We start from the raw sequence: 23,801 nt of genomic DNA, 5'->3' as shown, positions 1-23,801 counted from the left end.
GCGGTACTCGACATGCGAAGAGGAATGGGGAGACCAGGATGAGACGACCATTCGTACTCCGACTCTGTGCGGCGCTGGCCACGTTGTCCGTTGCGGCGGTGGGCGGCGTGGTTCTTGCGACGCCCGAGGCGTCGGCGGCGACCGGCAGTGCCACCGGCTATGCGACCCAGAACGGCGGGACCACCGGCGGTGCGGGTGGGCAGACGGTGCGTGCCACCACGGGGACCGCGATCCATGCGGCTCTGTGCGGCCGGGCCAGTAGCAGCACCCCGATCACGATCGAGGTCGAGGGGACCATCAACCACGGCAACACCGCCAAGGTATCGGGCACCAGCTGCAGCACCGCCGACGGTGTGATCGAGCTCAAGCATATCAGCAACGTGACGATCGTCGGTGTCGGCAGCGGGGCGACGTTCGATCAACTGGGCATCCACATAAGGGAGTCCAGCAACATCATCATCCAGAACGTGACCGTCCGGAACGTCAAGAAGTCCGGCTCGCCCACGTCCAACGGTGGTGACGCCATCGGTATGGAGAGCAACGTCCGCAACGTCTGGGTGGATCACGCCACCCTTGAGGCGTCGGGCGGGGAGTCGGAGGGGTATGACGGCCTCTTCGACATGAAGGACAACACCCAGTACGTGACCCTGTCCTACAGCACCCTGCGCAACTCCGGCCGCGGCGGCCTCGTCGGTTCCAGTGAGACCGAACTCTCGAACGGCTTCATCACGTACCACCACAACCTGTACGAGAACATCGACTCCCGGGCGCCCCTGCTGCGTGGCGGCATCGCCCACATGTACAACAACTACTACGTGAAGCTGAACGAGTCCGGGATCAACTCCCGTGCCGGGGCCCGTGCCAAGGTGGACAACAACTACTTCAAGGACTCCAAGGACGTCCTGGGCACCTTCTACACCACCGCGGCAGGCTACTGGCAGGTCAGCGGTAACACGTTCGACAACGTGACCTGGTCCGCCCGCGGCAGCGAGAACAACCCTGCCGGTCCCAACCCGCAGTCCAACACCACCGTCAACATCCCTTACGCCTACAGCCTCGACAACGCGAGCTGTGTGCCGGCTGTGGTGGGCCAGACGGCCGGCGCCAACAAGGGCTTGAAGGTGTCGGACGGCAGTTGCTCGCCGCAGAACCCCAGCCCGACGCCGACACCGACCAACCCCACCCCGACACCGACCACGCCCACGCCGGGGCCCACGACTCCCACCCCGGGTCCGACCCCGCCCAGCGGAACCAACCTCAGCATCGGCGCCGGCTCCGACGGCTCCAGCAAGGCCGACGGAACGAGCTACGGCAACGTGCGCGACGGGGTCATGAGCACCTACTGGTCGCCGGCCGGGTCGACCGGCTCCGTCTCGGTCAAGTGGGGCTCCGCCACCGCCGTGTCCTCGGTCAACATCCGGGAGGCGGCGGGCTCCACGGGCAGCATCGGCTCCTGGAAGGTCATCAACGGCGACACCGGCGCCGTACTGAACTCGGGCAGTGGGGCGGGCGCCATCACCTTCCCCCGGACCTCGCTGAGCAAGGTCACCTTCGAGATCACCAGCTCGACCGGCACACCGAAGGTCGCCGAGTTCGAGACCTACGCGGGCTAGTTGCTCGCTCCTCGTCCACCAGGCACGGGGGAACGCGCAGCACGGGGGAACGCCAGGCGCGGGAAGCTCCAGGAACGGGGCCGTCGGATACGACGGCCCCGTTCCCGTGCTCAGGGCGTACGTCCGCGAGCGGATAGGGCCGCCGAGCCGGTCGAGTGGAGCACCCGAGCAGGGCGCCCTGTACGCGGTTGATCCCGGCCTGCTGTCCGGCCGCGACGGAGATCACGGCACCTGCGGCGTCCTGGTCCATCGTGATGCGCTCTGCGTCGACGAGCGGCGCGACGAGGAGCGCGCACAGGACGGCCACGCCGGGACGGTCACGCCGGGACGGTCACGCCGACGGACGTGGCCCCGTGGCCGAGGAAGTGGAAGGCCGGCTGCCCGACGACGACGCCCGCGACGACCTCGCACACGACGCGTACCGCGTTGGTACCCCGCCCTCCGACGGGGGTGTTGAGCGCGAAGAGGGTTGCGATCGGGGCGAAGACAGGGACGTGGTGGTCGAAGAGGTTACTGCGATCCACCAGAGAGCGCGGCCCACGGCCTGCTGGAATACAGGCCACAGGCTGTCACCTTTACCCTTTCTCAGCACTCCTCATCCGGCGCCGCTCGTGATCGGGGAGACACGGCACCGGGCGTCCCGGTACAGGTCCCGGACCTCGGGGAGTTGCTGGAAGCCGGCTGACTCGTAGGTGGCGACGGCGCCCGCATTGGAGCTGGGGGTGCAGACGATCGCGCTCGTCGAGCCCAGCTCCCGGAGTGCGGCCGCCGCGGGGACGGTGCCTGGACGGGGCGCAGGGCAGGTGGTTTTGCGGGGGCGATCATGCGGTCATCCCGCCCTAGGTAATCGCGTTGTGGATCAGGGGCGGTCGGCGGCCGATCTTCGGAGAGCGGCCGCCATGGCCGGAGTTATGAGGGACCAACTCGGGGTAGGGAGAGGGCTGCCCGACCCTGGAGGCGGACTGTGTCAGCCCGGGACAACCCGGGGTCACCCGGAGTTGTACCCCCAACGGGCCTGGCCGTCCTTGCCCATGAAGCACTTCGCGGGCCGCCCGTCGGACGTTGTCGCGGTGCCGCCCACGGGGGAGCAGAACTGCCCGAACCGGACCCCTGAGCTGCCGCCGGTGCTGCCGCCCGAGCTGCCCGAGCCGCCCGAACTGCCGGAGGAGCCGCCGGTGGTGGTGCTTCCGCCGGAACCGCCCCCGGAGGTGGTGCTTCCGGCGCTGCTGCCCCCGGAGGTAGTACCCCCGGTCGTCGTGCCGCCCGTCATGCCGCCCGTCGTGCCGCCTCCCGACGTCGTCCCGTAGGACGGCTTCGGTGCCGGATCGGGCTTCGGGTCAGGCTTGGGCTTGGGCTTTGGCTTCGGGCTGGGTTCGGTGCAGGGCTCGGCTGGTCCGATCAGCCAAAGGTCGACCCGTGTGTGGGCCGAGACCTCGGTGTCGGGGTCCGGCTGCTGGCGACAGACCTGCCAGTCGGCCAGGTCACGCGAGGTGTCGTCGAGACGCTTGCCGGTATGGGCGTGGAAGTGGACGGCTCGATCGAGACCGAAGTCGTCGAGGGCCCGTGAGGCGTCCTCGTACCACTCGCCGATGAGGTCCGGCATGAGGACGCGGCGCGGGCCGAGCAGTCGCGTCGGGCACTCCTCCCGGTCCGGGACCGCGTACAGCGTCAGCATCCTTGCTGAGGGGCGGACCGTCTCGTCGCGGTCGGGTGTCTGGAAGCAGACCCGCCAGCCAGGTTCGGCCGGCGTCAACGGCCGGAAGGCGGAGGAGGCGTCCATGGCCGAGACCTTCAGCCACGGGTGGTCGCCGGCCTCCGTCGCGGCCGTGGTGAGCGGGGCCCCGGTGAAATCGGGGACGGTCAGGGGGTGGTCCGCACGGACCCGCGCCGACGCCTCGTCCCCGCCACCGTCGGACGCGAGGCCGCCGAGGAACATCAGGGCCGCGCCGGTGGATATCAGGACGGGATGCCGGCGTATCCAGGTGGCGATCCGTGTCCCGCGACGAGGGCGCGCGGGGGATGCGGCAGGCAGGAGTGCCCCCATGGACTGGAGGAGTTCTCCCTTCGGGTCGAGCTTCGAGCCGTCGAGCTTGCGCGGTGTGCCGTCGACGAGGATCTCGACGGCGTCGAACAGGCCGTACGTACGCCGGAGTATCAGCAGGGGCGCGGGCACCCGGGTCACCTTGGGGGCGGCCCAGAGGTTCCGGAGGAGGATGAGGCCGTTCCCGGTGAGCGCGGCATGACCCCACCCGTCGCGGTAGAGGGCGCGGACGACCTCGCCCGGCGCCAGCTCTTCCAGCAGCGCCTTCTTGTGGTCGTCGGGGAGGGAGATGCTCTCAGCCGCGGCAGCCGCGGCCGTCCGCGGGTCCTCCGCCAGCGTGTCGGGCACCAGCGTGCCCGCCTGCATGACGAGTTGGCCGGACGGGTCGAGCCGCGAGCCCCAGAGGCTGACGCGCCGCCCTTCCACCGACACGTCCACGCGCCGGCGGGCGCCGTGCGTGGTGCGCAGGATCGCCAAGGGCTTCGGTACGCGCGTCGCCTGCGGCGCGGACCCGACCCCCAGGAGGATGAGACCGCTCTCGGTGAGCGCGGCGTGCCCGAGCCCCTGACGGTAGAGGGCGAGCACCTTCTCGCCGGCGCGGAGGGTACGGAGAAGGGCCTGTGCCCCCGGGACCGGGAGCGCGAGGGACTCGTGAGTCGCCACCCTGGTGGTGCGGGAGTCGTTCCGCAGGAGGCGCTGGGCGGGAGCGTCGGACATGTGGGGATGTTAACGGCCGGTGATCTTCGACCGGGCACCAGTACGGGACTTTCCGCAGGTCACCTTTGGTCTTGTTCCCGAGGGCCTCGGTCCGCCGTCCCCCGCGCCCGCGGGTGCGGCACGCTACTTGTCGCCGGGCCGGGGGTCGGGTAGCTCACCGACGCGGCCGGCTCCCGTATCTCCCCGATCATCCGGGCGGTGCGCGTCGAGCGGGTGACGCTCGTACCCCGCACGCGCGCTGCGCGGTGTACCCCACCCAGCCGCATGTGGCCGAAAGAGGTTGACCGGATGCCGACGTATCAGGCCGGGTTCATCGCGGCTCTTGGCGTACGTAGCTCTGTCGGTGCCCGAGAAGGAGAACCCGTGCGTTCGAGAAGCAAGCTGTCGGTTCTGGCCGGTGTATGCGTCAGTGCCCTGACGGTCGGTGGTCTTGCCCAGCCCGCGATGGCGGACGGCACGTACGACCCCGTCACCGACAACTGCAACGCGGCGAGCGCAGTGACACCGGGCTCGTACGGCATCGGGAGCCTGACATGGTGCATCCTGGCGGCGCAGCAGAGCGCCCAGACCAAGAGACTGGCCCGTGAAGCCTTCGTCAAGGGTCTTCTCGACATGCTGACGAACCGCACCGGCGGCTACTACAACGTCATGATCCTCGACATCAAGGGCAAGAACGCCTTCGGAGATCCGTGGTTCGTCAACCGCTACCAGCAGAACCTTCAGGACGTGGCGTTCCAGACGGACGTGGAGTACCAGGACGAGACCTCGCGCGAGGACCAGACCTATCGGATCTGGATCTTCTCCGGCGGCGGCAGTTTCACCAACGAGGGCGACGGCGGCTGGGGCAACTGGGCCTTCTACGGCCTGTGGGACCGCAACGGCTCCACCGTGAACTTCCGTCCCACCGAGGTGCCCACGATCCCCGCGGTGCCCAAGGGGGAGACGCCGGGCCCCGGCGACACACCCATCACGCCCGGTGTGCCCGCCCAGCCCGGCCCTCGGCCCGGCTACCGCGCCGACACGGCGGCGACCACCCCCGACGCCTCCGGCCGTCCGCCGGTCGGCGTCCCCGTGTACCTCAAGACCGTCAACAACCTGGGAGCCGTGGCGACGAACGCCACCTCCGGCTCGACGGTGGTCGCCGGAGAGCTGGGTGCCGCGAACTCGCGGTGGACCCTGAAGGAGACGGACGGAGGCCGCTACGAGATCACCAACGGCCTGGGGCCGGACCTCACGGAGAACAAGAGCACCTACTTCGCGAACGTCACTACCTGGAAGGGGAGTTCGCTGCAGAAGTGGGAGGTGGTCGGTGTCGCGGGCGACGCGTACCAGATCAGGATCAGTGATCAGGACTGCCTGACCTACGACGAGGACTACAAGAAGCTCGGCGTGTGGACGTGCGACGGGTCCGAGGCCCAGCGGTGGACGATCGCCCCCTGAGCGGTAGGGCGGCGAACCGCTGAGCGCTGCGGTTGCATGTCGCTGAGCGGTACGACTGCCTACCGCTCACCCGACGACGATCCTGTCAGCGCAGGTCGAGCCGCATCAGGACCCGGGGGTGACCGGCCAGCACCGAGGTGGTGTCGGCGGCGTTGGTGAATCCGGCACGTTCGAAGTTCTTCCGGATTCCGGCGTACGCCATCGTCAGGTCGACCTTGGCGTCGCCGTTGTCCAGTGGGTATGCCTCGATCGCCGGTGCACCGTGCGCACGGGCGAAGTCGACCGCCCCGGCGATGAGAGCGTGTGAGATCCCCTGCCTGCGATGACCGGGGCGCACGCGGATGCACCACAGCGACCAGACGGGCAGGTCGTCGACGTGCGGGATCTTGCGGCTGCGTGCGAAGGAGGTGGCCGAGCGCGGTGCCACGGCGGCCCAGCCGACCGGCTCGTCACCCTCGTAGGCGAGCACTCCCGGCGGGGGCTGCGTACGGCAGAGCTCAGCCACGTACTCACCGCGGGCCGGTCCGCGAAGCTCGTTGTTGAGCTTGGAGGGGACGCGGTAGCTCAGGCACCAGCAGACGTTGGCCCCGGGTGACTTCGGGCCGAGAAGGGTGCGGACGTCGCCGAAGACCCAAGCCGGGCGCACCTCGATGGTCATGCTGCCACGATGCCACGGGCTACGCTGCGATGCCCCTCGGTCCGTGCGGTACGGGTCCGGGCCGCCCGGACGCGTGTTGCCCGGAGTCCCGCCCTCACGGGTATTCACTCGTCCCTGCCCTGTTCCTCCCGGGGCTCGGCCGTGCCCATGGCCCGCTGGTCCTCGTCCGTCCACTTCTGGGTGTCACGCGGTTCGACGTAGGGCTCGTCGTCCGGGTCGTGACCGGCGATGACCGCTCGCTCCCGTGCCATCTCCGCGTCGAACTCGAGCCCCAGCAGGATCGCCAGATTCGTGATCCACAGCCACACCAGGAAGATGATGATGCCGGCGAGTGCGCCGTACGTCTTGTTGTAGGAGCCGAAGTTGGCCACGTAGAAGGCGAAGGCCGCCGAGGCGGCCAGCCAGATCAGCAGGGCCAGCAGGCTTCCCAGCGAGACGAACTTGAAGCCGCGGTCCTTGGCGTTCGGCGCCGCCCAGTACAGGATCGCGAGCATGATGGTCACGAGTACCACGAGGACGGGCCACTTGGCGAAGGACCAGACGGTCAGGGCCGTGTCGCCGATGCCCAGAGCCGTGCCGATCTGACGGGCGATGCCGCCCGTGAGTACGACGATCAGCGCACTCACACACGCGAGAATCATCAGGACGAGAGTCAGGCCGACGCGTACGGGCAGCACTTTCCAGGCGGGCCGGCCCTCGGGAATGTCGTAGACGACGTTGGAAGTGCGGATGAACGCGGCGACGTATCCGGAAGCCGACCACAGAGCGACGAGCAGCCCGACGATCGCCAGCACGGAGCTGGTTCCGCCGCTGGACTGCAACTGGGTCACCGCGTTGGTGATCACGTCACGAGCCGCGCCGGGGGCCAGTTTCTGAATGTTCTCCAGTACGGTCCGGGTGGCGGACTCGCCCGCGATGCCCAGCAGGGCGACGAGGACCAGCAGGGCGGGGAACAGGGCGAGGATGCCGTAGTACGTCAGGCCGGCCGCCCTGTCGGTGAGCTCGTCCCGCTTGAATTCCTTGGCCGTGCGCTTCAGCACCTTCATCCATGACGCCTTGGGGACCTCGGTAGGCGACTGGGGTGGCTTACCGGACTGTTGCACTGACATACAGCTCACCTGCCCTCGGGGGTGTGTGACGCGATGGCGGGCCCCGTGCGCCGGAGGTGCCTACGTCGTCCTGACCGGCGTCGGAGGCACCTCTTATCTGTCCCGGCCGGGAGGAGTCAGCCCCTAGGCGACTGGTCGCGTGCTTCCTGCGCGGCTTCCTGGCCGGTGTCGCGAAGGCCGGATGCCGCCTCCTTTCCGGACTCCCGGGCCTGCTGCGCAGCGGCTCCGGCCGCACCCCGCGCGGTGCCCTTCAGAGACTCCGCGGCCTCGGTGACCGGTTGGCGCATCTCTTCCCTGACGTCCTGCGCCGTCTGTTTGACGGGCTGGAGCAGTTCGTCGGAATGCTCGCTGAGCCGCGTGCCCAGCCGTTCCTCGGCCGCTGTGGCAGGGAGGAACGCGGCAGCGAGCATCCCGGCACCGAAGGCGATCAAGCCTGCGGCGAGCGGGCTGCCCTGCGTCTGCTGTGCGACCTGGCCGGGAGCGTTGCGTACGGACTCGCCGACCTGGTCGGCCGTCTGCCTGACCGCGGCGCCGACCTGCCCGGCGGCTTCGCCGGCGCTCTCCGCCTGGCCGGACGTCGCGTCCCGGGTGTCGCTCGCCGCTCCCATCACGCGCTCCTTGAGACCGGTCAGCCGGTGCTGCGCGGCTCCGGCCTTCCGCCGCGCGACCCTCCTCGGTGACACCCTTTCCGCGAGACGGTCCACGTTGCGTGCCAGATGGGCCCGGGTGTCCTCCACCTCGGTCTTCAGCTCGTCGGGTTGCGCACCCATCGCGCATCCTCCTTCAGTGATTCGGACGTCCGTTCCGGCACTCGTACCGCGCGCAGGCGTTTTCGACCCGTCACGAAGAGAATGGCTCCCACGAGAGCCCAGAACGCTGTCACGATGAGCGCGGCCCAGGCGAGGTCGACCACGTGGGCCAGACCGAAGATCGCCGCCAGGCTCCCCAGCAGCAGCACCAGGTGCCCGGCGTAGCCGGAACCCGCGAGCATGCCCGCTGCTTTCCCGGCCTTGGCCGTCTCCTGTTTGATCTCTGTTTTCGCAAGCTCGATCTCACTGCGGACGAGTCGTGAGAGGTCCTCGCTGATCTCGCCGACCAGTTCTCCGACCGAGGGGTCCGACGAGGGTGCCCGCGTGCTGGTGATCCCGTCCGGCTGGACGGCCGGGTCCTCCGAGTAGTGAATGGCCATGGTTGAGCCCCCCTTATGGCTGCCGCGAATCCGGATCCGGGTGCGGTCCGGCCACCGGAACGGGGCCGGTCGACGACACGCTCCCGCCGTAGGACGGGGTGCTTCGCGGCGGGCCGTGGCCGTCGCCGGAATCCTCCGCGTCGTATGCGTACGGGGGACCGGGAGCCTCCGCGCGGCGGACGCCGTCCGGGGTTTCCCCCTCCGGCCGGCCCTCTCCGAGTTGCTGAGAGTCCGGGACTGCCGAGGGCCCCGACGTCCGTGGGCCGCTGCCTCCGGCCGACTTGACGCCCTTGCCGATCCTGGCAGCGGCGAAGCCGGCGAGCGCCGCACCGGCGAGGAACGCCCCGGGCCGGCGACGGGCGAAGTCCTGGAGGTCGCTGAGGAGCCCGTCCGGGCCCCTGCTCTCCAGGTGGTCGGCCATGCGCTGCCCGCGGTCCGCGATCTGCCTCACCGCGGCCGATGCCGAGGAGTCGCCTTCCGCTTTGTCGCTCATGTTCCGCAAGTCGTCGGACAGCCGCCGTACGTTCTGTGCCACACGCTGCGTCTGGGACCGGGCCTGTCCCTGGAGCTGCTCGCGCAGGTCGCCTGCGAGATCCTGGACCCTGGCCGACGCCTCGCCCGCCACGTTGGCTGCCTGTTCCCTGGCGGTGCCGACCGTCTCGGCCGTCTTCTCGCTCACCAGTCCGGCGCCTTCGCCGGCCTTCTCCCGCGCGGTCTGCGCTACCGCCGCCGCTGCCCCCTGGTCCCGGCGGCTCGAACCGTCGAAGTCACTCAATGTTCCTCCTCGGTCGGTCCTGCACCTCGTGATGTGGTGATCACGCCGCCCATGTCGGACGTCCCTTCCATGATGACAATCGGGATGGAATGCGCCAAATGGGACGAATCGACCACGGGGGGAGATGTGAACGGCACCAGTTGCATGCTCAAACAAGCGTCGGCAGGGACATCCCTTCTGCGTGATCAGACGCTGACGAACGAGGTGGGCTCCCGCACCCTGTGTCGTGGCTCACGTTCGTGTGCGCCCGCTGGGCCCCGGGGGGAGCGTCGGGCATGCTCGCTCTGCGGCCGTGGCCGGTGGGGGCACGGCACAGGGGGATGCATCCGGGGGGATACATGTCGCAGGTGGATGAGGTGCGCTCCGCCGAGCCCGCACGGGGACGAGGCGTGCTCGAAGGCGCGTTCGCGCTGCTTGACGCGTTACGGCGGTGCGGTGGCGAGGCGGGGCTGACCGAGATCGCCGTGGAGTGCGGGTTACCCAAGGGCAGTGCGCACAGACTGCTCGATCAACTGCTGCTCGTGGGCGCCGTGGAACGGCGTGGCAGTCGCTACCGGGTGGGCTCCCAGCTCTACCGCCTGGGGCAGGCGTGGCAGCCGTACCCCGGCTTACGGGTGGCGGCGCGCCACCCGCTGCACCGGCTGCGCGCTGCCACCGGGGCCAGTGCCCTGGTCACGGTGCTGCACGACGGCCGGGCCCTCACCGTCGCGTCCGTACCCGGGGAGGCGGAGCCGTTGGTGCCGGTCAGGAACGGCATGAGTTTCCTGCTGGACACGGCCGCCGGGCAGGTCCTGAGTGCGCCGGGCCCCGCGCGTACAGCAGGACGTCTGCCGGGGGCGGTCCTGGAGCACGGGGAGGTGTTGGACGGCATCTGCTGCGCCGCGCTGCCGGTCCGCTCGCCCGACAACAGGACCGTGGCCGCGGTCGCCGTCATGGTCCTGTCCGCCCAGCGCCTGCAGCGCGCGGCCCAGGAAGCCGTGCAGGCGGGGGCCGCTATCACCGCCGCCCTCGGGCGTTCCGCGGCCGCTTCCCGCGATCTTCCCGCCGTCCTGCACTACTGAGGTACGCGAACGTCCCCGGCCACCTCGTCGGCGGACGGCCGTGGGCCTGGCCGTCGGGACGGTTCCGCTCAGCGGAACGCGCGTAGAACGCCGGCAGGCAGGCGCGGCAGTCTGTAGCCGAGCCGGTCGGGGGACCGGCAGTAACGACCCGAAACGGGGGACAACATGACCGTCAGAAGCCTTACCAGCCTCGCCCTTGCTGCGGCTCTCGGCCTCAGCTCACTGGTGGGGGCCGCGAGCTCCGCGCATGCCGACCCGGTCGACTACGTTCAGATCCAGCTGATCGACCTCCACTGCGGTGACGAGAGCGAGGGCGACCACGACGAGGCGTACCTGAACATCGCCGGAGTCGGGAAGCCGGTCAAGCTCTGGCCGGCGAGCGCCAAGTACCAGACCATGGGCACCGGTTACGTGCGGTCGCTCGCCGAGAGCAACAGCAACGCGCAGCTCATCCTGGGCAAGCAGGAGAGCCGCACCCTCTCGCTGTGGGACTACGACAGCACGAGTGGCGACGACCTGATGGGCTCGGTGACCATCACGGGCAACGAGTTCGGCGCCGAGACGCAGTACCGGGTGCTCCAGGGCTCGGGCGGCGTCTACACCATCGCCTACCGGGTCATCGACATCTGATCCGGCCCGCACCGGACGGCCCGCCGAGTCCACAACGGACCCGGCGGGCCGCCTCGTTGCGGGCGGACGCCAGGAACAGGACACCCTTCCCCTGATGGCCCACGGCCGATCCACCGCCGTTCATCTGCGCTGACCAGGATCACCACGGGCACGTGGAGCATCGGCACCGTCTGCCCGTCACCTTGCGGCGATCAGGAAGGGCGGCTGCTGATGAGGCCGGCAGAGCGGCGAAGACCACGGAGTGGCGTATCCGGCCGGCGACGGCTGGTGGGAGCGGCGTTCGCCGTCCTGCTGCTCGTCTGCGGGAATCCGACGACGGCGCACGCCGGCGCCCGGGCGGAAGAGCCCCCGCGAGGACACAGCGCCTCGCCGGACAGCGACAGCACGGCTCTGCCCACCCTCACTCCCGGAGACGGGGCGTACATGGAGGGTACGGAGGAGGTCCGCGCCACTCCGACCCTGGCCGGGGACTCCGTGACGGGGCTCGCCGTCGACGGCACGAGGATCGACGCCGAGCCGACGCACGGAGTGTCCCGCCTCACCTTCGACGTCGGGTCGAACTCGACGGAGGCCCGCTACCGCAACCACGTGGTCGTCAACGGGGATTACCGGGCGGACATCGGCGACCTCGTCAACGAGCGGGGCACGATCGAGATCCCCGACCAGCACCTGCTCAAGGGCGAGAACAGGATCGAGATCCTCGCCGGCACGGTGGAGAGCTCGTGCGGCACCAACTACGACGACTTCGTGCTCTCCGACATCCGCCTCGAACTGCTCGGTGAGGTAGCGGACGGCGAGGAGAACGAGTACACCTACGCCTTCGGTGACGGCAGCTGCGGCTCCAACACCTCGCTGATCAAGCGTGCGGAGCTCAGCTTCTTCGTCCTCGGCGACCCGAAGGCCACCACCGGCCTCCGGGCCGGACTCGATACCACCCGGCTCGGCAACGGGGAGCACGTCCTCAGCGCCAGGACCAGCTCGGGCAAGTCCGTCACGAGCACCGTGACGGTGAACAACGCCCCGGCCGGAGCACCCCGCGTCCTGCCCAAGGACGGCACGCTCACCGCCGGCCGGCAGTCCGTGTTCGCCGGTCGGCCGGCGGGCTCGGAGGAAGGCGTCGCGTCCCTGACGGTGGACGGAGCAGCACCCGTCACGTACCCGCGCCTCGGCAACGGCGCGGCGACGTTCTCCTTCGACGTCGGGCCGGACTCGATCGACGACAAGTACGACAACCACCTGCTCGTCAACGGCAAGCGCATCGACCTCGGCGGCACCTGGGTGAGCCAGCGAGTCGGCATAGCGATCCCGGCGCGCCACCTGGTGCCCGGGGACAACACGATCACCGTCGTCACCAGCCCGTACAAGGAGAGCTGCGGGAACAACCGCGACGACTTCGACCTGGCGAAGCCCACCCTGGCCCTCGACGGTGCGACCGTCACGGGCCGGGACATCGCCGACTCGTACCCCCTGGGGGACGGCGCCTGCGGCAGCGGCGACACCCGCCTGCGCGAAGCGGCGCTGCACTTCACGGTCGACGCCCCGCCCGTCGCCGTCTCCGAAACGCTCGGAACCGGCAGCGCGACCCTCGGCTTCACCGTCGGCAGCAACTCGATCGACACCGACTACCGCAACAAGATCGTGGTCAACGGCCAGGAGCTGCCGCTCGACAGCGACTTCGTCGGTGAGCACGTCGACCTGACCTTCTCCAACGAGTGGCTCGTCCCCGGCTGGAACACCGTCGACTTCGTGACCGGCACGTACGCGACGGCGTGCGGGGACAACCGCGACGACTTCAGCATCTCGGGCATCACGCTCACCCCTGCCGCCGGCACCGCCACCGGCCGCATGGTCAAGGGCTCGTACGCCATGGGTGACGGCGACTGCGGCAGCAACGTCAACCCGCTCACCGAGATCGACCTCCAGTTCTTCGTGGACGGCCCGGCCGAGGGCCTGCGCGCCGACCTCGACACCACGAAGATCGACGACGGCAGCCACACCCTGGCCGCGACCTCGCGGACCGGCACGACCGCGACCCGCACGCTGGTCACCGACAACTCGGCTCCCCGCGTGGCCGGGAGCACCCCCGGCGCGGGGCAGCGGCTCACCGCGTCGGTCGTCCTGGACGTCCGCGTCGAGGACGCCTCCGGGGTGGTGGACGGCCCCGACGTGAAGCTCGACGGCCGGCCCATCGAACTCGGCGCCTCCGTGGGCTCCGGCCTGCCCGCCGGCGAGCACACCCTGTCGGTGTCCGCGACCGACGGCCTGGGCAACACAGGGGTCCGCGAGGTCACGTTCACCTCCGCGGGCATCCCGGACGCACCCGCCGACCTCGCCCCGAAGTCCGGCACGACCGACGCGGGCGGCAGCGTCGAGCTGTCCGCGAAGGTGGCCGAGCCCGACGGCGGCGAGGTGAGCGCCGCCTTCTCCGAGGCCGAGATCCTCACCCCCAATGAGGTGTACGAGGGCACGGCCACGTCCGTCCCCACCACGCTCCGGGTGAAGGGCGAGAAGAAGGTGAAGGCAGCCGGCCTCGCACCCGCTGACGGTGTGACACTCGACGCCCCGGCCGCCGAGGACGTCACCTTCCAGCGGTTCGACGTCCAGGTGAAGGGCCACGTCGACGAGCCGGTCCTGCGCTGGGAAGGGGTCATCGACCCCGAGCGTCTCGCCGCTCTGCGCGTGTGGAACACCGCGGCGAAGCGGTGGGACGTCCTGACCAGTGCCCGTGGAGCCGCCGAGGGCAACACGGTCCTGGCCGCCTCCGTCGACCGGACGTACATCGACCGGCAGCAGGTCCACGTCATGCTGACCGGCGAGGACCCGTTCGCCGACGACATCGAGGCGGGCGACCCGAACTCGTTCGCCGACCCGGACTCGTACGACTTCTCGATCGTCCACCACACCGATACGCAGTACCTCTCTGAGGGCGCGGTGGAGCAGGAGACGGCCGAGGAGCGCGCGGTCTGGGAGAAGGCGTACGGCGACGTCACCCGCTGGGTCGCGGCCAACAAGGACGACCGCAAGATCGCCTACGTCGCCCACACCGGCGACATCATCGAGAACAACATCCGCAAACCCACCACCGAGGCCGGCCGGCAGCAGGCCGTCGGTGAGATGGAGGTGTCCTCGAAGCAGCAGAAGGTACTGGACGACGCGGGCGTTGCGAACGGTGTGATCGCGGGCAACCACGACAACCAGTCGGGCACCGAGAACGGCCCGTCCGCCCTCTACAACCAGTACTACGGACCCGAGCGCTACCAGGCGTCGGCCCAGGGCTGGGAGCACGCCGAGTACGGTGGCCCCTGGCGCGAGGGTGACAACCAGAACCACTACGACCTGTTCTCCGCAGGCGGTGTCGACTTCGTCGTGGTCGGCCTGTCCTACTCGGTGACGCGCGAGGAGGCCGAATGGGCCGACTCCGTGTTCAAGCGCTACCCCGGCCGCAACGGCATCCTGCTCTCGCACGACTACCTCGCGCCGAGCGGCAACGCCGACGGACGCGGCGCCGCGTTCTCCGCGCCCGACGGGTCGATGCTGTACAAGAAGGTGGTCCAGAACAACCCGAACGTCTTCCTGATCCTCGCCGGTCATGAGCACGGTGTCGGCACGAACGTGAAGCCGCGCGTCGGCGAGGTCGCCCACGACGTCGTCGAACTGCTCGCGGACTACCAGTTCTACACAGTGTCGGCGGACCGGCTCGGGCTGACGGAGATCGGGGGCTACCGGCCCGACGAGCAGCTGCGGTTCGGGGCGAGCTTCTTCCGGATGCTCCAGTTCGACGTCGACCGGTCGGAGCTGACGGTGGACACCTACTCGCCGCTCCTCGACGAGTTCGGTGCCACCGAGTACGACACGGACCACCGTTACGACGGCACCGAGGACAACATGGTCCTCCCCGTAGACCTCACCACCCGTACGACCTCCTTCAAGACCGACTCGGTGGCGCTCTACAACCCCGTGCGTGTGATCGGCAGGACAACGGTCGACTCCGGCACCACCGCTTCGGTGACCTGGAAGAGGCTCAAGCCCGGTACGGCCCACGCCTGGTTCGTCACGGCCCGCTCACGCGGCGGCGGTGTGACCGCCTCCGAGCCGAGCGTCTTCGTGACGAAGGAGACCGACGGCCGTCCCGGCACCTGGGGACCGCACGTACCCGCCTACCAGTGGTTCGCGCACCTCTCGCCACAGCGGTGACCGGCTTCCCCGCAGCGGTGACCGGCTGACGCACCGTCCGGCTCCGCCACCTCACGCCCGCCGCCCCCGACCAGAGAGTTCGGGGGCGGCGGGCCCCTCGCATGAGCCCCCACCGCAGGTGCTCCTCGCGCATGCGCACCCCACGAACGTGATCTACGCGAAGTCGAGAACAGAGACCGCCATGCCGCCTCCCCGCCCGCCCGTACCCGCGCCGCCCTCCCGCTCACCCCGGCCCCGGCCCGACCGGCGGGCGGCCAGGCTCCTCTCCACCGTCGCGGCCCTGCTCACCCTGCTGACCGCCGGCCTCGCCCACCCCGCCCCGGCAGCCGCCCACGACGCGACCACGGCCGCCTATGTCGCTGCCGAGGGGAGCGGGGCCGAGGCCGAGGTCACGCTCGACCTCGAGTACGACCTGCTCATGAAGTCGGCCTGGCTCTACGCGGAGGCGTACGACGCGAAGGACCGCGCCACGCAGCTGCGCCAGCTGAAGATCAACGCCGACGCGGTGACCGAGTACGTCACCGAGCGTTTCGCCCTCACCCGCGACGGCGAGACGTGCGCACCCCGCCGCACCCGCGACGCCGATGTCCGCACCCGAGGCACCCGGGCCTTCGCCGTCCTGGCCCTGTCCTACGACTGCCCGGGTGGCGACGGCAGCCCGTACACGATCTCCAGCGCCCTGTTCCCGGACAGCGAGACCTTCGTGCACAGCACCGAGACGATCGTCCACTACGACATCGACGGGCAGCGCGGCTCCCGGGTCCTGACGGCTGCGGAACCGACTCTGGAGACCACCGGACCGCACGGTGCGCACCGGAACCAGATCGGGGAGTTCTTCCTGCTCGGCACCGAACACCTGCTGTTCGGCCTGGACCACATCCTCTTCCTGCTGTTGCTGCTCATGGGCGCCCGCAGCCTGCGCGACATCGTGCTCACGGCGACCGCGTTCACGGCCGCGCACAGCATCACGTTCCTACTGGCCGCGATGGGTGTGGTGAACGTGCCCGCAGCGGTGGTGGAGCCGGTGATCGCCGCCTCCATCGCCGCCGTGGGCACAGCCAACGTGTTCCTCCGGGACCGCCCGCGCAACGAGCGCTGGCGGCTGCCGACCGTCTTCGTCTTCGGCCTGGTCCACGGCCTGGGCTTCGCGGGCGCACTCGGCATCGAGGAGCGCTGGTCGTGGGAGCTGCTGCTGTCGCTGCTGAGCTTCAACGTCGGGATCGAGGCGGTTCAACTGGGCATCATCGCCGTGGTGTTCCCCCTCCTCGCCCTCCTCCGCCGCACCCCGGCACACCGCTGGGTGCTGCCCGCGATCACGGCGCCCATCGCGGTCGTCGGCCTGTACTGGTTCTGGGACCGGATGGCCATCGCGGCCTGACGCCCGCACTCCTGCCCGCAGGTCGTCACCGGGGGCGTACGCGGGTCATTCGCATCCGCGGCGGGATGACGGCCGGAAAGAGTCGTCCGTGTGCGCTGTCAACGACTGATCTCCGGCCTGCGCGCCGGAGGATCCGGACAACCCTGGGGGGAATCCGATCATCTCGCCGCTTGCGGACTGTCCGTTGCGTATTCTGCACCGCGCGATCCGCACGTCACGTTCCTCGACCACGCCGCTTCCTCCGCATGTTTGCGTACTCAAGAAGGCAGCGGAGAAGGCCCCCATCGCTTCCGTCGGTGGCGCGATGCGCGTCACGGTCGCCGGAACAGGTGCAGCCGGCAACCTCTGGGACGCGGTGGTGGGCCGAGCACCGGAATCCAGGCCGAGGTCGGCAACTACGTCGGCGCCGCCGCGGCCAAGGGGAAGCTGCCGGTCCTGGTGGCGTACAACATCCCCGGCCGTGACTGCGGTGGCGCCTCCTCGGGCGGTTCCGAGGACGCCGCGCGCTACAAGGCGTGGATCGACGGGTTCGCCCAGGGCATCGCCGGGCGCCCGGCCGTGGTGATCCTGGAGCCGGACGCGGTCGCCCAGGCGTCCGACCCCGCGTGTGTCTCGGGCGAGGCGCTCGAAGCCCGCTTCGACATGCTCTGGTACGCCAACCAGCACCTCGCCGCGCAGGGTCCCTTCACGCGGACGTACCTCGACGCGGGCAATGCCACCTGGACCCTGGGGCCGGACTTCAACAACACCGGAGGCATCGGCCTGGCGCGCATGGCCTACCTGCTGAATCGTTCCGGCGTCTCCATGGCCAAGGGTGTCTCGATCGGCGTCGCCAACTTCCACTCCACCGACATCTCCAACCAGTACGGTGCCCGGCTGGCCACGCAGATCAAGAACGACTTCGGCGTCGACACCCGCTGGGTCATCGACACGGCCCGCAACGGTAACGGCGGTTACGTCACCCCCGGAGTCCCGTCCAGCGGCCACGTCGGCTTCTGCAACCCTCCGGGCCGCAAGCTCGGCGTGACCTCCCGCGCGGGCACGGGAGGCGCCGAGTACCTCCTGTGGATCAAGAACCCGGGTGACTCCGACGGCAACTCCCCGCAGTGCCCTGCGGGCTCCCCGCCGGCCGGCGCCTTCTCGCCGGACCTGGCGGAGGCACTGATCGACGGCAGCTGACGAGCGCGCGGTGGTGAGCGCGCGGTGGCGAACGCTGATGACGTGGGGGCGGTGACGAGCGGTGGGTGACCACCGGCAGTTGATGACCGCTCTCTGACGATCCCCCGCTGAGCCGGTCCCCGGGGCGGCTCAGCGGGGGATCGTGGAGGATGGCCCGGGAAGCTCAGGCCCTCCTCGTTACGCCTGCCCCTGGGTGAAGAAGTCCGCCAGGACGGCACCGGAGGACATGCCGAAGGCGAGCGCGGACCCACCGGCACGCCCGATCACACCGCGCGAGTCATCGGGATGCGGACCCGCGCAGCTTGGAACTGGACCGCACAGTACTGCTGAGTACTGATCGGTCCAGCCCACTTCCACGGGGGCTGAGGTCTCCGTCAGGCGCCGACGTACGTCGCGAGATACTCGCCGGTGAGCGTGGAACGGTCGGCGACCAGGTCGGCGGGCGTGCCCTCGAAGACGATCTGTCCGCCGTCGTGGCCGGCCCCGGGGCCGAGGTCGATGATCCAGTCCGCGTGCGCCATGACCGCCTGGTGGTGCTCGACGACGATGACCGACTTACCGGAGTCCACGAGCCGGTCGAGCAGACCGAGCAGCTGCTCGACGTCGGCGAGATGGAGGCCGGTGGTCGGCTCGTCGAGGATGTAGACGCCCGCCTTCTCGGCCATGTGGGTGGCCAGCTTGAGCCGCTGCCGCTCGCCGCCGGACAGGGTGGTGAGGGGCTGGCCCAAACTGATGTAGCCGAGCCCCACGTCGGCGAGCCGCTCAAGGATGCGGTGCGCGGCCGGCGTACGGGCCTCACCCGCGCCGAAGAACTCCTCGGCCTCGCTCACCGACATCGCGAGGACCTCGCTGATGTCCCGGCCGCCGAAGCGGTACTCCAGGACCGATGCCTCGAACCGCTTGCCCCCGCACTCCTCGCAGGGAGTGGCGACCCCGGCCATCATCGCCAGGTCGGTGTAGATGACACCGGCGCCGTTGCACGTCGGGCAGGCACCCTCGGAGTTGGCGCTGAACAGCGCGGGCTTCACTCCGTTGGCCTTCGCGAACGCCTTGCGGATCGGGTCGAGCAGTCCGGTGTACGTCGCCGGGTTGCTCCGGCGTGACCCCTTGATCGCCGTCTGGTCGATGGAGACGACATCCGCCCCCACCGGGATCGACCCGTGGATCAGCGAGCTCTTGCCGGAACCCGCCACTCCCGTGACCACGCAGAGCACCCCGAGCGGGATGTCCACGTCGACGTTGCGCAGGTTGTGCCGCGTCGCACCGCGGATCTCCAGCGCTCCGGTGGGCTTGCGCACCGACTCCTTGAGGGCGGCCCGGTCGTCGAAGTGGCGGCCGGTGACGGTGCCGCCGGCCCGCAGCCCCTCGACGGTGCCCTCGAAGCAGACGGTGCCGCCCGCCGAACCGGCGCCGGGGCCGAGGTCGACGATGTGGTCGGCGATGGAGATCGTCTCCGGCTTGTGCTCCACGACGAGCACCGTGTTGCCCTTGTCCCGCAGGCGCAGGAGCAGGTTGTTCATCCGCTGGATGTCATGGGGGTGCATGCCGATGGTGGGCTCGTCGAAGACGTAGGTGGTGTCGGTGAGCGAGGAGCCGAGGTGGCGGATCATCTTGACGCGCTGCGCCTCGCCGCCCGACAGCGTGCCGGACGGGCGCTCCAGCGAGAGGTAGCCGAGGCCGATCTCCACGAACGAGTCGAGGGCCCCCAGGAGCGCGGTGAGGAGCGGCGCGACCGACGGATCGTCGAGGCCGCGTACCCACTCGGCGAGGTCGCTGATCTGCATCGCGCACGCGTCGGCGATGCTGATCCTGCCGATCTTCGACGACCGGGCCGCTTCGCTGAGCCGGGTGCCATCGCACTCGGGGCATTCCGTGAAGGTGACCGCACGGTCGACGAACGCCCGGATGTGCGGCTGCATCGCCTCCCGGTCCTTGGAGAGGAACGACTTCTGGATCTTGGGGATCAGTCCCTCGTACGTGAGGTTGACGCCCTCCACCTTCACCTTGGTCGGCTCCCGGTAGAGGAAGTCCTGCATCTCCTTCTTGGTGAACTTCCTGATCGGCTTGTCCGGGTCGAGGAAGCCCGACTCGGCGTAGGTCCGCACCGTCCAGAAGCTGTCCGACTTCCAGCCCGGGATGGTGAACGCGCCCTCGGCGATCGACTTGGAGTCGTCGTAGAGCTGGCTGAGGTCGATGTCGGAGACCGAGCCCCGGCCTTCGCAACGCGTACACATGCCGCCGGTGCGGGTGAACGTCACCTTCTCGGTCTTGGTCTTGCCGGCCCCGCGGTCGACGGTGAACCCACCGCTCGCCTTGACCGAGGCGACGTTGAACGAGAACGCGTTGGGCGAGCCGATGTGCGGCTTTCCGAGACGGCTGAAGAGGATGCGCAGCATCGCGTTGGCGTCGGTGGCCGTGCCGACCGTGGAGCGGGGGTCGGTGCCGAGCCGCTGCTGGTCGACGATGATCGCGGTCGTCAGACCGTCGAGTACGTCGACCTCGGGCCGGGCCAGCGTCGGCATGAAGCCCTGCACGAAGGCGCTGTAGGTCTCGTTGATCAGCCGCTGCGACTCCGCGGCGATCGTCCCGAACACCAGAGAGCTCTTGCCCGAGCCGGAGACACCTGTGAAGACCGTCAGCCGGCGCTTCGGGATCTCGACGCTGACGTCCTTGAGATTGTTCACGCGCGCACCGTGCACACGGATCAGGTCGTGGGCGTCGGCGGCGTGCGGCGCAGGCGACTGCGTGCGGGTTCTCTTGGCCGTGCTCATCGTGTCTCCATCTGTTGCGCGGGGCCGCCTCGCGGTCCCCGTGGGCATCGCCCGGCTCGGTTCGGCAGCCTCCGGACCTTATATCCCGCGTGCGTCGGCACGCAGGGGTTTCAGCGGTCCTGCAGCAGCCCGAGCAGGTTGCCGTCGGGGTCGGTGACGGTGGCCATCAGCCGGCCGCCACCGACGTCGTGGGCCTTCTCCTTGACGGTGGCGCCCGCGGCGGTCACCTCCGCCAGCTTCGCCTCGATGTCCGGCACGTGCCAGAAGGTCACGGGCGAGGTCATGCCCTGCGGTCCACCGGCCGGCACCAGTCCGATGTGCTGGCCGGCCGCCTCGAAGCCGACGTAGTAGGACTCGTCGGTCTGCGGGGATTCGCCGAGCAGGGCGGTGTACACGGCCTTGGCCGCCGCCAGGTCGGAGACGGGGTGCAGCACGGTCTTGATTCCCTGGGTGGGTGAGCTGGTCATGGTCGCTCCTGAAGTCGTGGGTCCGGTCGTGAGCGTCTGGCCGACGGCGGACGCGAACCCGTGTGGGTCGACAGCCCGATGCCGCGGATGGCGATGTCCGGACCACCAAACGGGTGAATCGCGCTGTTCATGTCCGTCACGCTAGCTCCGGCCCGGAGGGCGCGCTTCTCGATTCCTGACCGGTTGGGTCACCTGCCCGGCGGGGCGCACCGGACCGGGACCGTCGGGCCCGCCCCCCGGGGCGCCGACCGGCGGGTGACCCGGCAGACGGGCCGTTGTCAGTGCCCGGTGGAATGCTGTCCGCATGGACGAGCTCATGCGGCAGCGCCGGGTCTACGGCGCCGACCACGACGACCCGGACCCCGGCCCGAAGCCGGGCCACGACTACCGGGAGCTGGTCGGCGGTCCTCTCGACGGCCTGCTTCTGGACGTGACCGGGTGGACCGACGCGGCGTTGTGCGAGGGGGCGGCGCTGATCACGGAGATCGGCGCGTACGGCCCCGGCGGACGAGCCGAGTACCGGAGCAGACAGGCCGACCCGTTGAAGTGGGACTGGTGCGGAGACACCCGCTGACGCGTGCGTCCGTGGCGCCTTCCCTGTCGGTCGCCGGATGGCTGGGCAACGCGTGGTGAGGGAAAATCGGGGCATGGTGAGCGAGATTCCGAGTGCCGAGGATGGGTGATGATCATGGCTGACGAGATCGGCAACCGAGTCCATCAGATGCGCGAGAAGGCCGAGCAGCTGTCCAAGGCCGCCGAGCACGCGTCGGACGACAAGGAGAGCCGACGGCTCAAGGAGAAGGCGGCGCGGCTCCGTGACCAGAGCGAACAGCTGAACTCGATGGCCACCGGCGACGTCTACCCGAGCGACTAGAGCCTCGCAACCGTGACCGGCCCGGTGCGCGGCAGGTGGTCCGTGCGACCCCTGCCGCGCACCGGGTAGCCCGTTACACGTCGAGCTTCCCGATCACCTGCCGGGCCGCGCGTTCCCCCTCGGTCGCGCCGCCCTCCATGAATCCCTGGAAGTCGTAGCTGCAGTGCTCGCCGCCGATGTGGATGTTGCCCTGCGGTGTTCCCTCGTAGCCGGCGTAGCGGTGCAGATAGCCGACGGGCCAGTACGAGTACGCGCCCAGGGCGTACGGGTTGCGGTGCCAGGCCGACACCTGCGCCCTGCCGGTCCAGGCCGCCTTCGTACCGGGGAAGAACGCGTTGATTCCGGTGAGGCGACGCGCTGCGAGGTCACGTACGTACGGGTCGGACTCGGTGGCGAAGGGTGTGGCGGGCGCCAGCTCCCTGGCCAGCCGGCCGCTGCCGTACTGGATGAGGATGCCGCCGCTGCCCGGCTGGATCTTGGTGGTGTCCCAGGTCTGCTGGACATCGCTGTCCGTGAAACAGTCACCCGCGCTGACCCCGTGCCAGGGCCCCGTGCCGCGCCAGGGCCGGGAGCCGAACTGCATGTTGAGCTTGGTGCAGTTGCCCATGCGGGCGTCGCGCAGCAGGTTCGTCATGAGGGGGTCGAAGCCCGCCGCCGACCGGTCGAGTCCTTGGAGCACGGGCAGCGGGACACACAGGATCGTGTGGTCGGCGACGACGGTCGTGACCGTACCGGCGTCCGTGAACGTGAGGGTCTGGGTGCCGTTGCTGTGGGCACGCAGGGCCGTCAGCTGCTTGCCCATGCGCAGGGTGCCGGCGGGCAGGGCCTGCGCGATGGCGTTCGGGAGCTGATCATTGCCGCCCCTGATGTGGTAGCGCTCGTTGGACAGCCCCCAGATGTTGAACCGGCCCGGATTGGTCTGGTAGCCCATGAGCAGGACGAGGGCGAGCGCGGACTGCTCCGTGGTCTCCGCGCCGTACTCGACGTTGTAAGCGACGTCCATGAACCGGCCGAGCGGGGAGGCGTGACCCCCTGGGACGCGCGATGCGATCCACTCGTGGATCGACATGGTGTCGAGCGCCGTCCCGACGGGCGTGGTCCGGTTCCACCGGACCTCGCCCGCTTCCTGGAGATCGCGGTGCAGTGCCTGGTAGACCGCCTTGAAGTCCTCGTCGGCCTGGCTCCGGGGATAGTAGCTCCCGTTGAACCAGAGGATCTCCTCGGCGCCGTTCGGCCCGCCGCCGAGGAAGTCCTCGGTGACGAGGCCGAACCGGCGGCACAGTTCCAGGATCTTCTTGTGGCTGGTGTCGATCAGCTCGCCGCCGATCTCGGAGGTCTGGCCGTACGCCCAGTGGTCGCGCTGCGTCCACATCCGCCCGCCGACCCGGTCCCGATTCGCCTCGTACAGCGTGCAGTTGAGACCGGCGTCCTTGAGCGTCAGCGCGGCGGTGAGCCCTGCTATGCCCGCGCCGACCACGGCGATGACCGGGGCCTGACCACTCGTCAGCGGCTGCGTGGCGGCTGTGGCGGGCCGGGCGGCCAGCCCGGCGCCGAGTGCCGTGCCGAGTCCGAGAGCCGCGGCCCGGCCGAGCAGTTGGCGGCGGGTGGAGCCGCGGACATCGGCGACGGGCATGCGCAGCCTGCGTGCGGCGGCGTGCTCAGCGGCGAGCCGGCGTAGTGCGTGCATCGTGTGCGTACGGGACAC

Annotated in this window: 19 protein-coding genes; 9 read left to right on the top strand and 10 right to left on the bottom strand. The window is 69.8% G+C overall.

All coding sequences use genetic code 11. The annotated features are described in order from the left end of the window. The first annotated feature begins 38 nt into the window (after positions 1–38). Positions 39–1,613 carry a polysaccharide lyase family 1 protein gene (locus tag ACFWSK_RS14325; RefSeq protein ID WP_383784811.1) on the top strand — a complete coding sequence of 525 codons (1,575 nt, stop codon included), beginning with the start codon at positions 39–41 and terminating at the stop codon, positions 1,611–1,613. 317 nt (positions 1,614–1,930) lie between these two features. Here ACFWSK_RS14325 and ACFWSK_RS14320 read toward each other — a convergent pair whose 3' ends face one another. Continuing rightward, a complete protein-coding gene (locus ACFWSK_RS14320; protein ID WP_383784808.1) occupies positions 1,931–2,137 on the bottom strand; it encodes a hypothetical protein in 207 nt (68 codons plus the stop codon). A 464-nt stretch (positions 2,138–2,601) separates the two neighbouring features. Beyond that, complete coding sequence (locus ACFWSK_RS14315) at positions 2,602–4,371, bottom strand: PASTA domain-containing protein (RefSeq protein WP_383784806.1); 1,770 nt, start codon at positions 4,369–4,371, stop codon at positions 2,602–2,604. Positions 4,372–4,734: 363 nt separating this feature from the next. Between ACFWSK_RS14315 and ACFWSK_RS14310 the strand changes: the two genes are divergently transcribed. Then, positions 4,735–5,811, top strand: a complete 1,077-nt coding sequence (locus ACFWSK_RS14310; RefSeq protein WP_383784803.1) for a hypothetical protein — start codon at positions 4,735–4,737, stop codon at positions 5,809–5,811. 85 nt (positions 5,812–5,896) lie between these two features. Here ACFWSK_RS14310 and ACFWSK_RS14305 read toward each other — a convergent pair whose 3' ends face one another. The 5 genes from ACFWSK_RS14305 to ACFWSK_RS14285 form a co-directional block, all read right to left on the bottom strand. Further along, the gene (locus tag ACFWSK_RS14305; RefSeq protein ID WP_383784800.1) at positions 5,897–6,469 is read right to left on the bottom strand and encodes a GNAT family N-acetyltransferase; all 573 of its coding nucleotides are present in this window, start codon (positions 6,467–6,469) and stop codon (positions 5,897–5,899) included. A 104-nt stretch (positions 6,470–6,573) separates the two neighbouring features. After that, a complete protein-coding gene (locus ACFWSK_RS14300; protein ID WP_383784798.1) occupies positions 6,574–7,578 on the bottom strand; it encodes a YihY/virulence factor BrkB family protein in 1,005 nt (334 codons plus the stop codon). Positions 7,579–7,694: 116 nt separating this feature from the next. Beyond that, on the bottom strand, positions 7,695–8,348 hold the full coding sequence (locus ACFWSK_RS14295) for a DUF3618 domain-containing protein (protein WP_383784796.1): 654 nt from the start codon (positions 8,346–8,348) through the stop codon (positions 7,695–7,697). Next, on the bottom strand, positions 8,324–8,767 hold the full coding sequence (locus ACFWSK_RS14290; protein ID WP_383784793.1) for a phage holin family protein: 444 nt from the start codon (positions 8,765–8,767) through the stop codon (positions 8,324–8,326). The genes ACFWSK_RS14295 and ACFWSK_RS14290 overlap by 25 nt, the downstream gene beginning before the upstream one ends. Before the next feature lie 13 nt (positions 8,768–8,780). Continuing rightward, complete coding sequence (locus tag ACFWSK_RS14285) at positions 8,781–9,542, bottom strand: hypothetical protein (protein ID WP_383784790.1); 762 nt, start codon at positions 9,540–9,542, stop codon at positions 8,781–8,783. A 338-nt stretch (positions 9,543–9,880) separates the two neighbouring features. On the opposite strand from ACFWSK_RS14285, the gene ACFWSK_RS14280 reads away from it, so the two are divergent. From ACFWSK_RS14280 to ACFWSK_RS14260, 5 genes are all read left to right on the top strand, one after another. Then, positions 9,881–10,603, top strand: coding sequence for an IclR family transcriptional regulator (locus ACFWSK_RS14280; RefSeq protein WP_383784787.1), 723 nt, complete (start codon positions 9,881–9,883; stop codon positions 10,601–10,603). Between the two features lie 165 nt (positions 10,604–10,768). After that, a complete protein-coding gene (locus ACFWSK_RS14275) occupies positions 10,769–11,233 on the top strand; it encodes a hypothetical protein (RefSeq protein ID WP_383784785.1) in 465 nt (154 codons plus the stop codon). Positions 11,234–11,500: 267 nt separating this feature from the next. Further along, positions 11,501–15,427 (top strand): metallophosphoesterase, encoded by a 3,927-nt coding sequence (locus ACFWSK_RS14270; protein ID WP_383784782.1) that lies wholly within the window; start codon positions 11,501–11,503, stop codon positions 15,425–15,427. A 181-nt stretch (positions 15,428–15,608) separates the two neighbouring features. Then, the gene (locus ACFWSK_RS14265) at positions 15,609–16,805 is read left to right on the top strand and encodes a HupE/UreJ family protein (protein WP_383784779.1); all 1,197 of its coding nucleotides are present in this window, start codon (positions 15,609–15,611) and stop codon (positions 16,803–16,805) included. Positions 16,806–16,895: 90 nt separating this feature from the next. Continuing rightward, on the top strand, positions 16,896–17,984 hold the full coding sequence (locus tag ACFWSK_RS14260; RefSeq protein ID WP_383784775.1) for a glycoside hydrolase family 6 protein: 1,089 nt from the start codon (positions 16,896–16,898) through the stop codon (positions 17,982–17,984). A gap of 374 nt (positions 17,985–18,358) precedes the next feature. Here the strand turns inward: ACFWSK_RS14260 and ACFWSK_RS14255 are convergent, their stop codons facing one another. Together ACFWSK_RS14255 and ACFWSK_RS14250 are read right to left on the bottom strand one after the other, a co-directional pair. Then, on the bottom strand, positions 18,359–20,755 hold the full coding sequence (locus tag ACFWSK_RS14255) for an ATP-binding cassette domain-containing protein (RefSeq protein ID WP_383784773.1): 2,397 nt from the start codon (positions 20,753–20,755) through the stop codon (positions 18,359–18,361). Positions 20,756–20,865: 110 nt separating this feature from the next. Further along, positions 20,866–21,222: a VOC family protein gene (locus tag ACFWSK_RS14250; protein WP_383784770.1), complete on the bottom strand. Its 357-nt coding sequence runs from the start codon at positions 21,220–21,222 to the stop codon at positions 20,866–20,868. Positions 21,223–21,526: 304 nt separating this feature from the next. Between ACFWSK_RS14250 and ACFWSK_RS14245 the strand changes: the two genes are divergently transcribed. Continuing rightward, the gene (locus ACFWSK_RS14245) at positions 21,527–21,796 is read left to right on the top strand and encodes a hypothetical protein (RefSeq protein ID WP_185297048.1); all 270 of its coding nucleotides are present in this window, start codon (positions 21,527–21,529) and stop codon (positions 21,794–21,796) included. A 114-nt stretch (positions 21,797–21,910) separates the two neighbouring features. Continuing rightward, complete coding sequence (locus ACFWSK_RS14240; RefSeq protein ID WP_383784767.1) at positions 21,911–22,096, top strand: DUF6381 family protein; 186 nt, start codon at positions 21,911–21,913, stop codon at positions 22,094–22,096. 73 nt (positions 22,097–22,169) lie between these two features. Here ACFWSK_RS14240 and ACFWSK_RS14235 read toward each other — a convergent pair whose 3' ends face one another. Next, entirely contained in the window at positions 22,170–23,801 is a 1,632-nt protein-coding gene (locus tag ACFWSK_RS14235; RefSeq protein ID WP_383784764.1) for an FAD-dependent oxidoreductase, read from the bottom strand.

It is taken from the genome of Streptomyces sp. NPDC058620 (assembly GCF_042717135.1).
GTDB lineage: Bacteria > Actinomycetota > Actinomycetes > Streptomycetales > Streptomycetaceae > Streptomyces.
The sequence above is the reverse complement of the archived record's forward strand: the minus strand, read 5'-3'. Positions and strand labels throughout refer to the sequence as shown.

Excerpts from the sequence above, each read along its gene's own strand:
- ACFWSK_RS14245 (WP_185297048.1), top strand. The coding sequence starts at position 21,527 with ATGGACGAGCTCATGCGGCAGCGCCGGGTCTACGGCGCCGACCACGAC.
- ACFWSK_RS14255 (WP_383784773.1), bottom strand. The coding sequence starts at position 20,755 with ATGAGCACGGCCAAGAGAACCCGCACGCAGTCGCCTGCGCCGCACGCC.
- ACFWSK_RS14275 (WP_383784785.1), top strand. The coding sequence starts at position 10,769 with ATGACCGTCAGAAGCCTTACCAGCCTCGCCCTTGCTGCGGCTCTCGGC.
- ACFWSK_RS14295 (WP_383784796.1), bottom strand. The coding sequence starts at position 8,348 with ATGGGTGCGCAACCCGACGAGCTGAAGACCGAGGTGGAGGACACCCGG.
- ACFWSK_RS14240 (WP_383784767.1), top strand. The coding sequence starts at position 21,911 with ATGGCTGACGAGATCGGCAACCGAGTCCATCAGATGCGCGAGAAGGCC.
- ACFWSK_RS14250 (WP_383784770.1), bottom strand. The coding sequence starts at position 21,222 with ATGACCAGCTCACCCACCCAGGGAATCAAGACCGTGCTGCACCCCGTC.
- ACFWSK_RS14305 (WP_383784800.1), bottom strand. The coding sequence starts at position 6,469 with ATGACCATCGAGGTGCGCCCGGCTTGGGTCTTCGGCGACGTCCGCACC.
- ACFWSK_RS14325 (WP_383784811.1), top strand. The coding sequence starts at position 39 with ATGAGACGACCATTCGTACTCCGACTCTGTGCGGCGCTGGCCACGTTG.
- ACFWSK_RS14300 (WP_383784798.1), bottom strand. The coding sequence starts at position 7,578 with ATGTCAGTGCAACAGTCCGGTAAGCCACCCCAGTCGCCTACCGAGGTC.
- ACFWSK_RS14290 (WP_383784793.1), bottom strand. The coding sequence starts at position 8,767 with ATGGCCATTCACTACTCGGAGGACCCGGCCGTCCAGCCGGACGGGATC.
- ACFWSK_RS14315 (WP_383784806.1), bottom strand. The coding sequence starts at position 4,371 with ATGTCCGACGCTCCCGCCCAGCGCCTCCTGCGGAACGACTCCCGCACC.
- ACFWSK_RS14265 (WP_383784779.1), top strand. The coding sequence starts at position 15,609 with ATGCCGCCTCCCCGCCCGCCCGTACCCGCGCCGCCCTCCCGCTCACCC.
- ACFWSK_RS14280 (WP_383784787.1), top strand. The coding sequence starts at position 9,881 with ATGTCGCAGGTGGATGAGGTGCGCTCCGCCGAGCCCGCACGGGGACGA.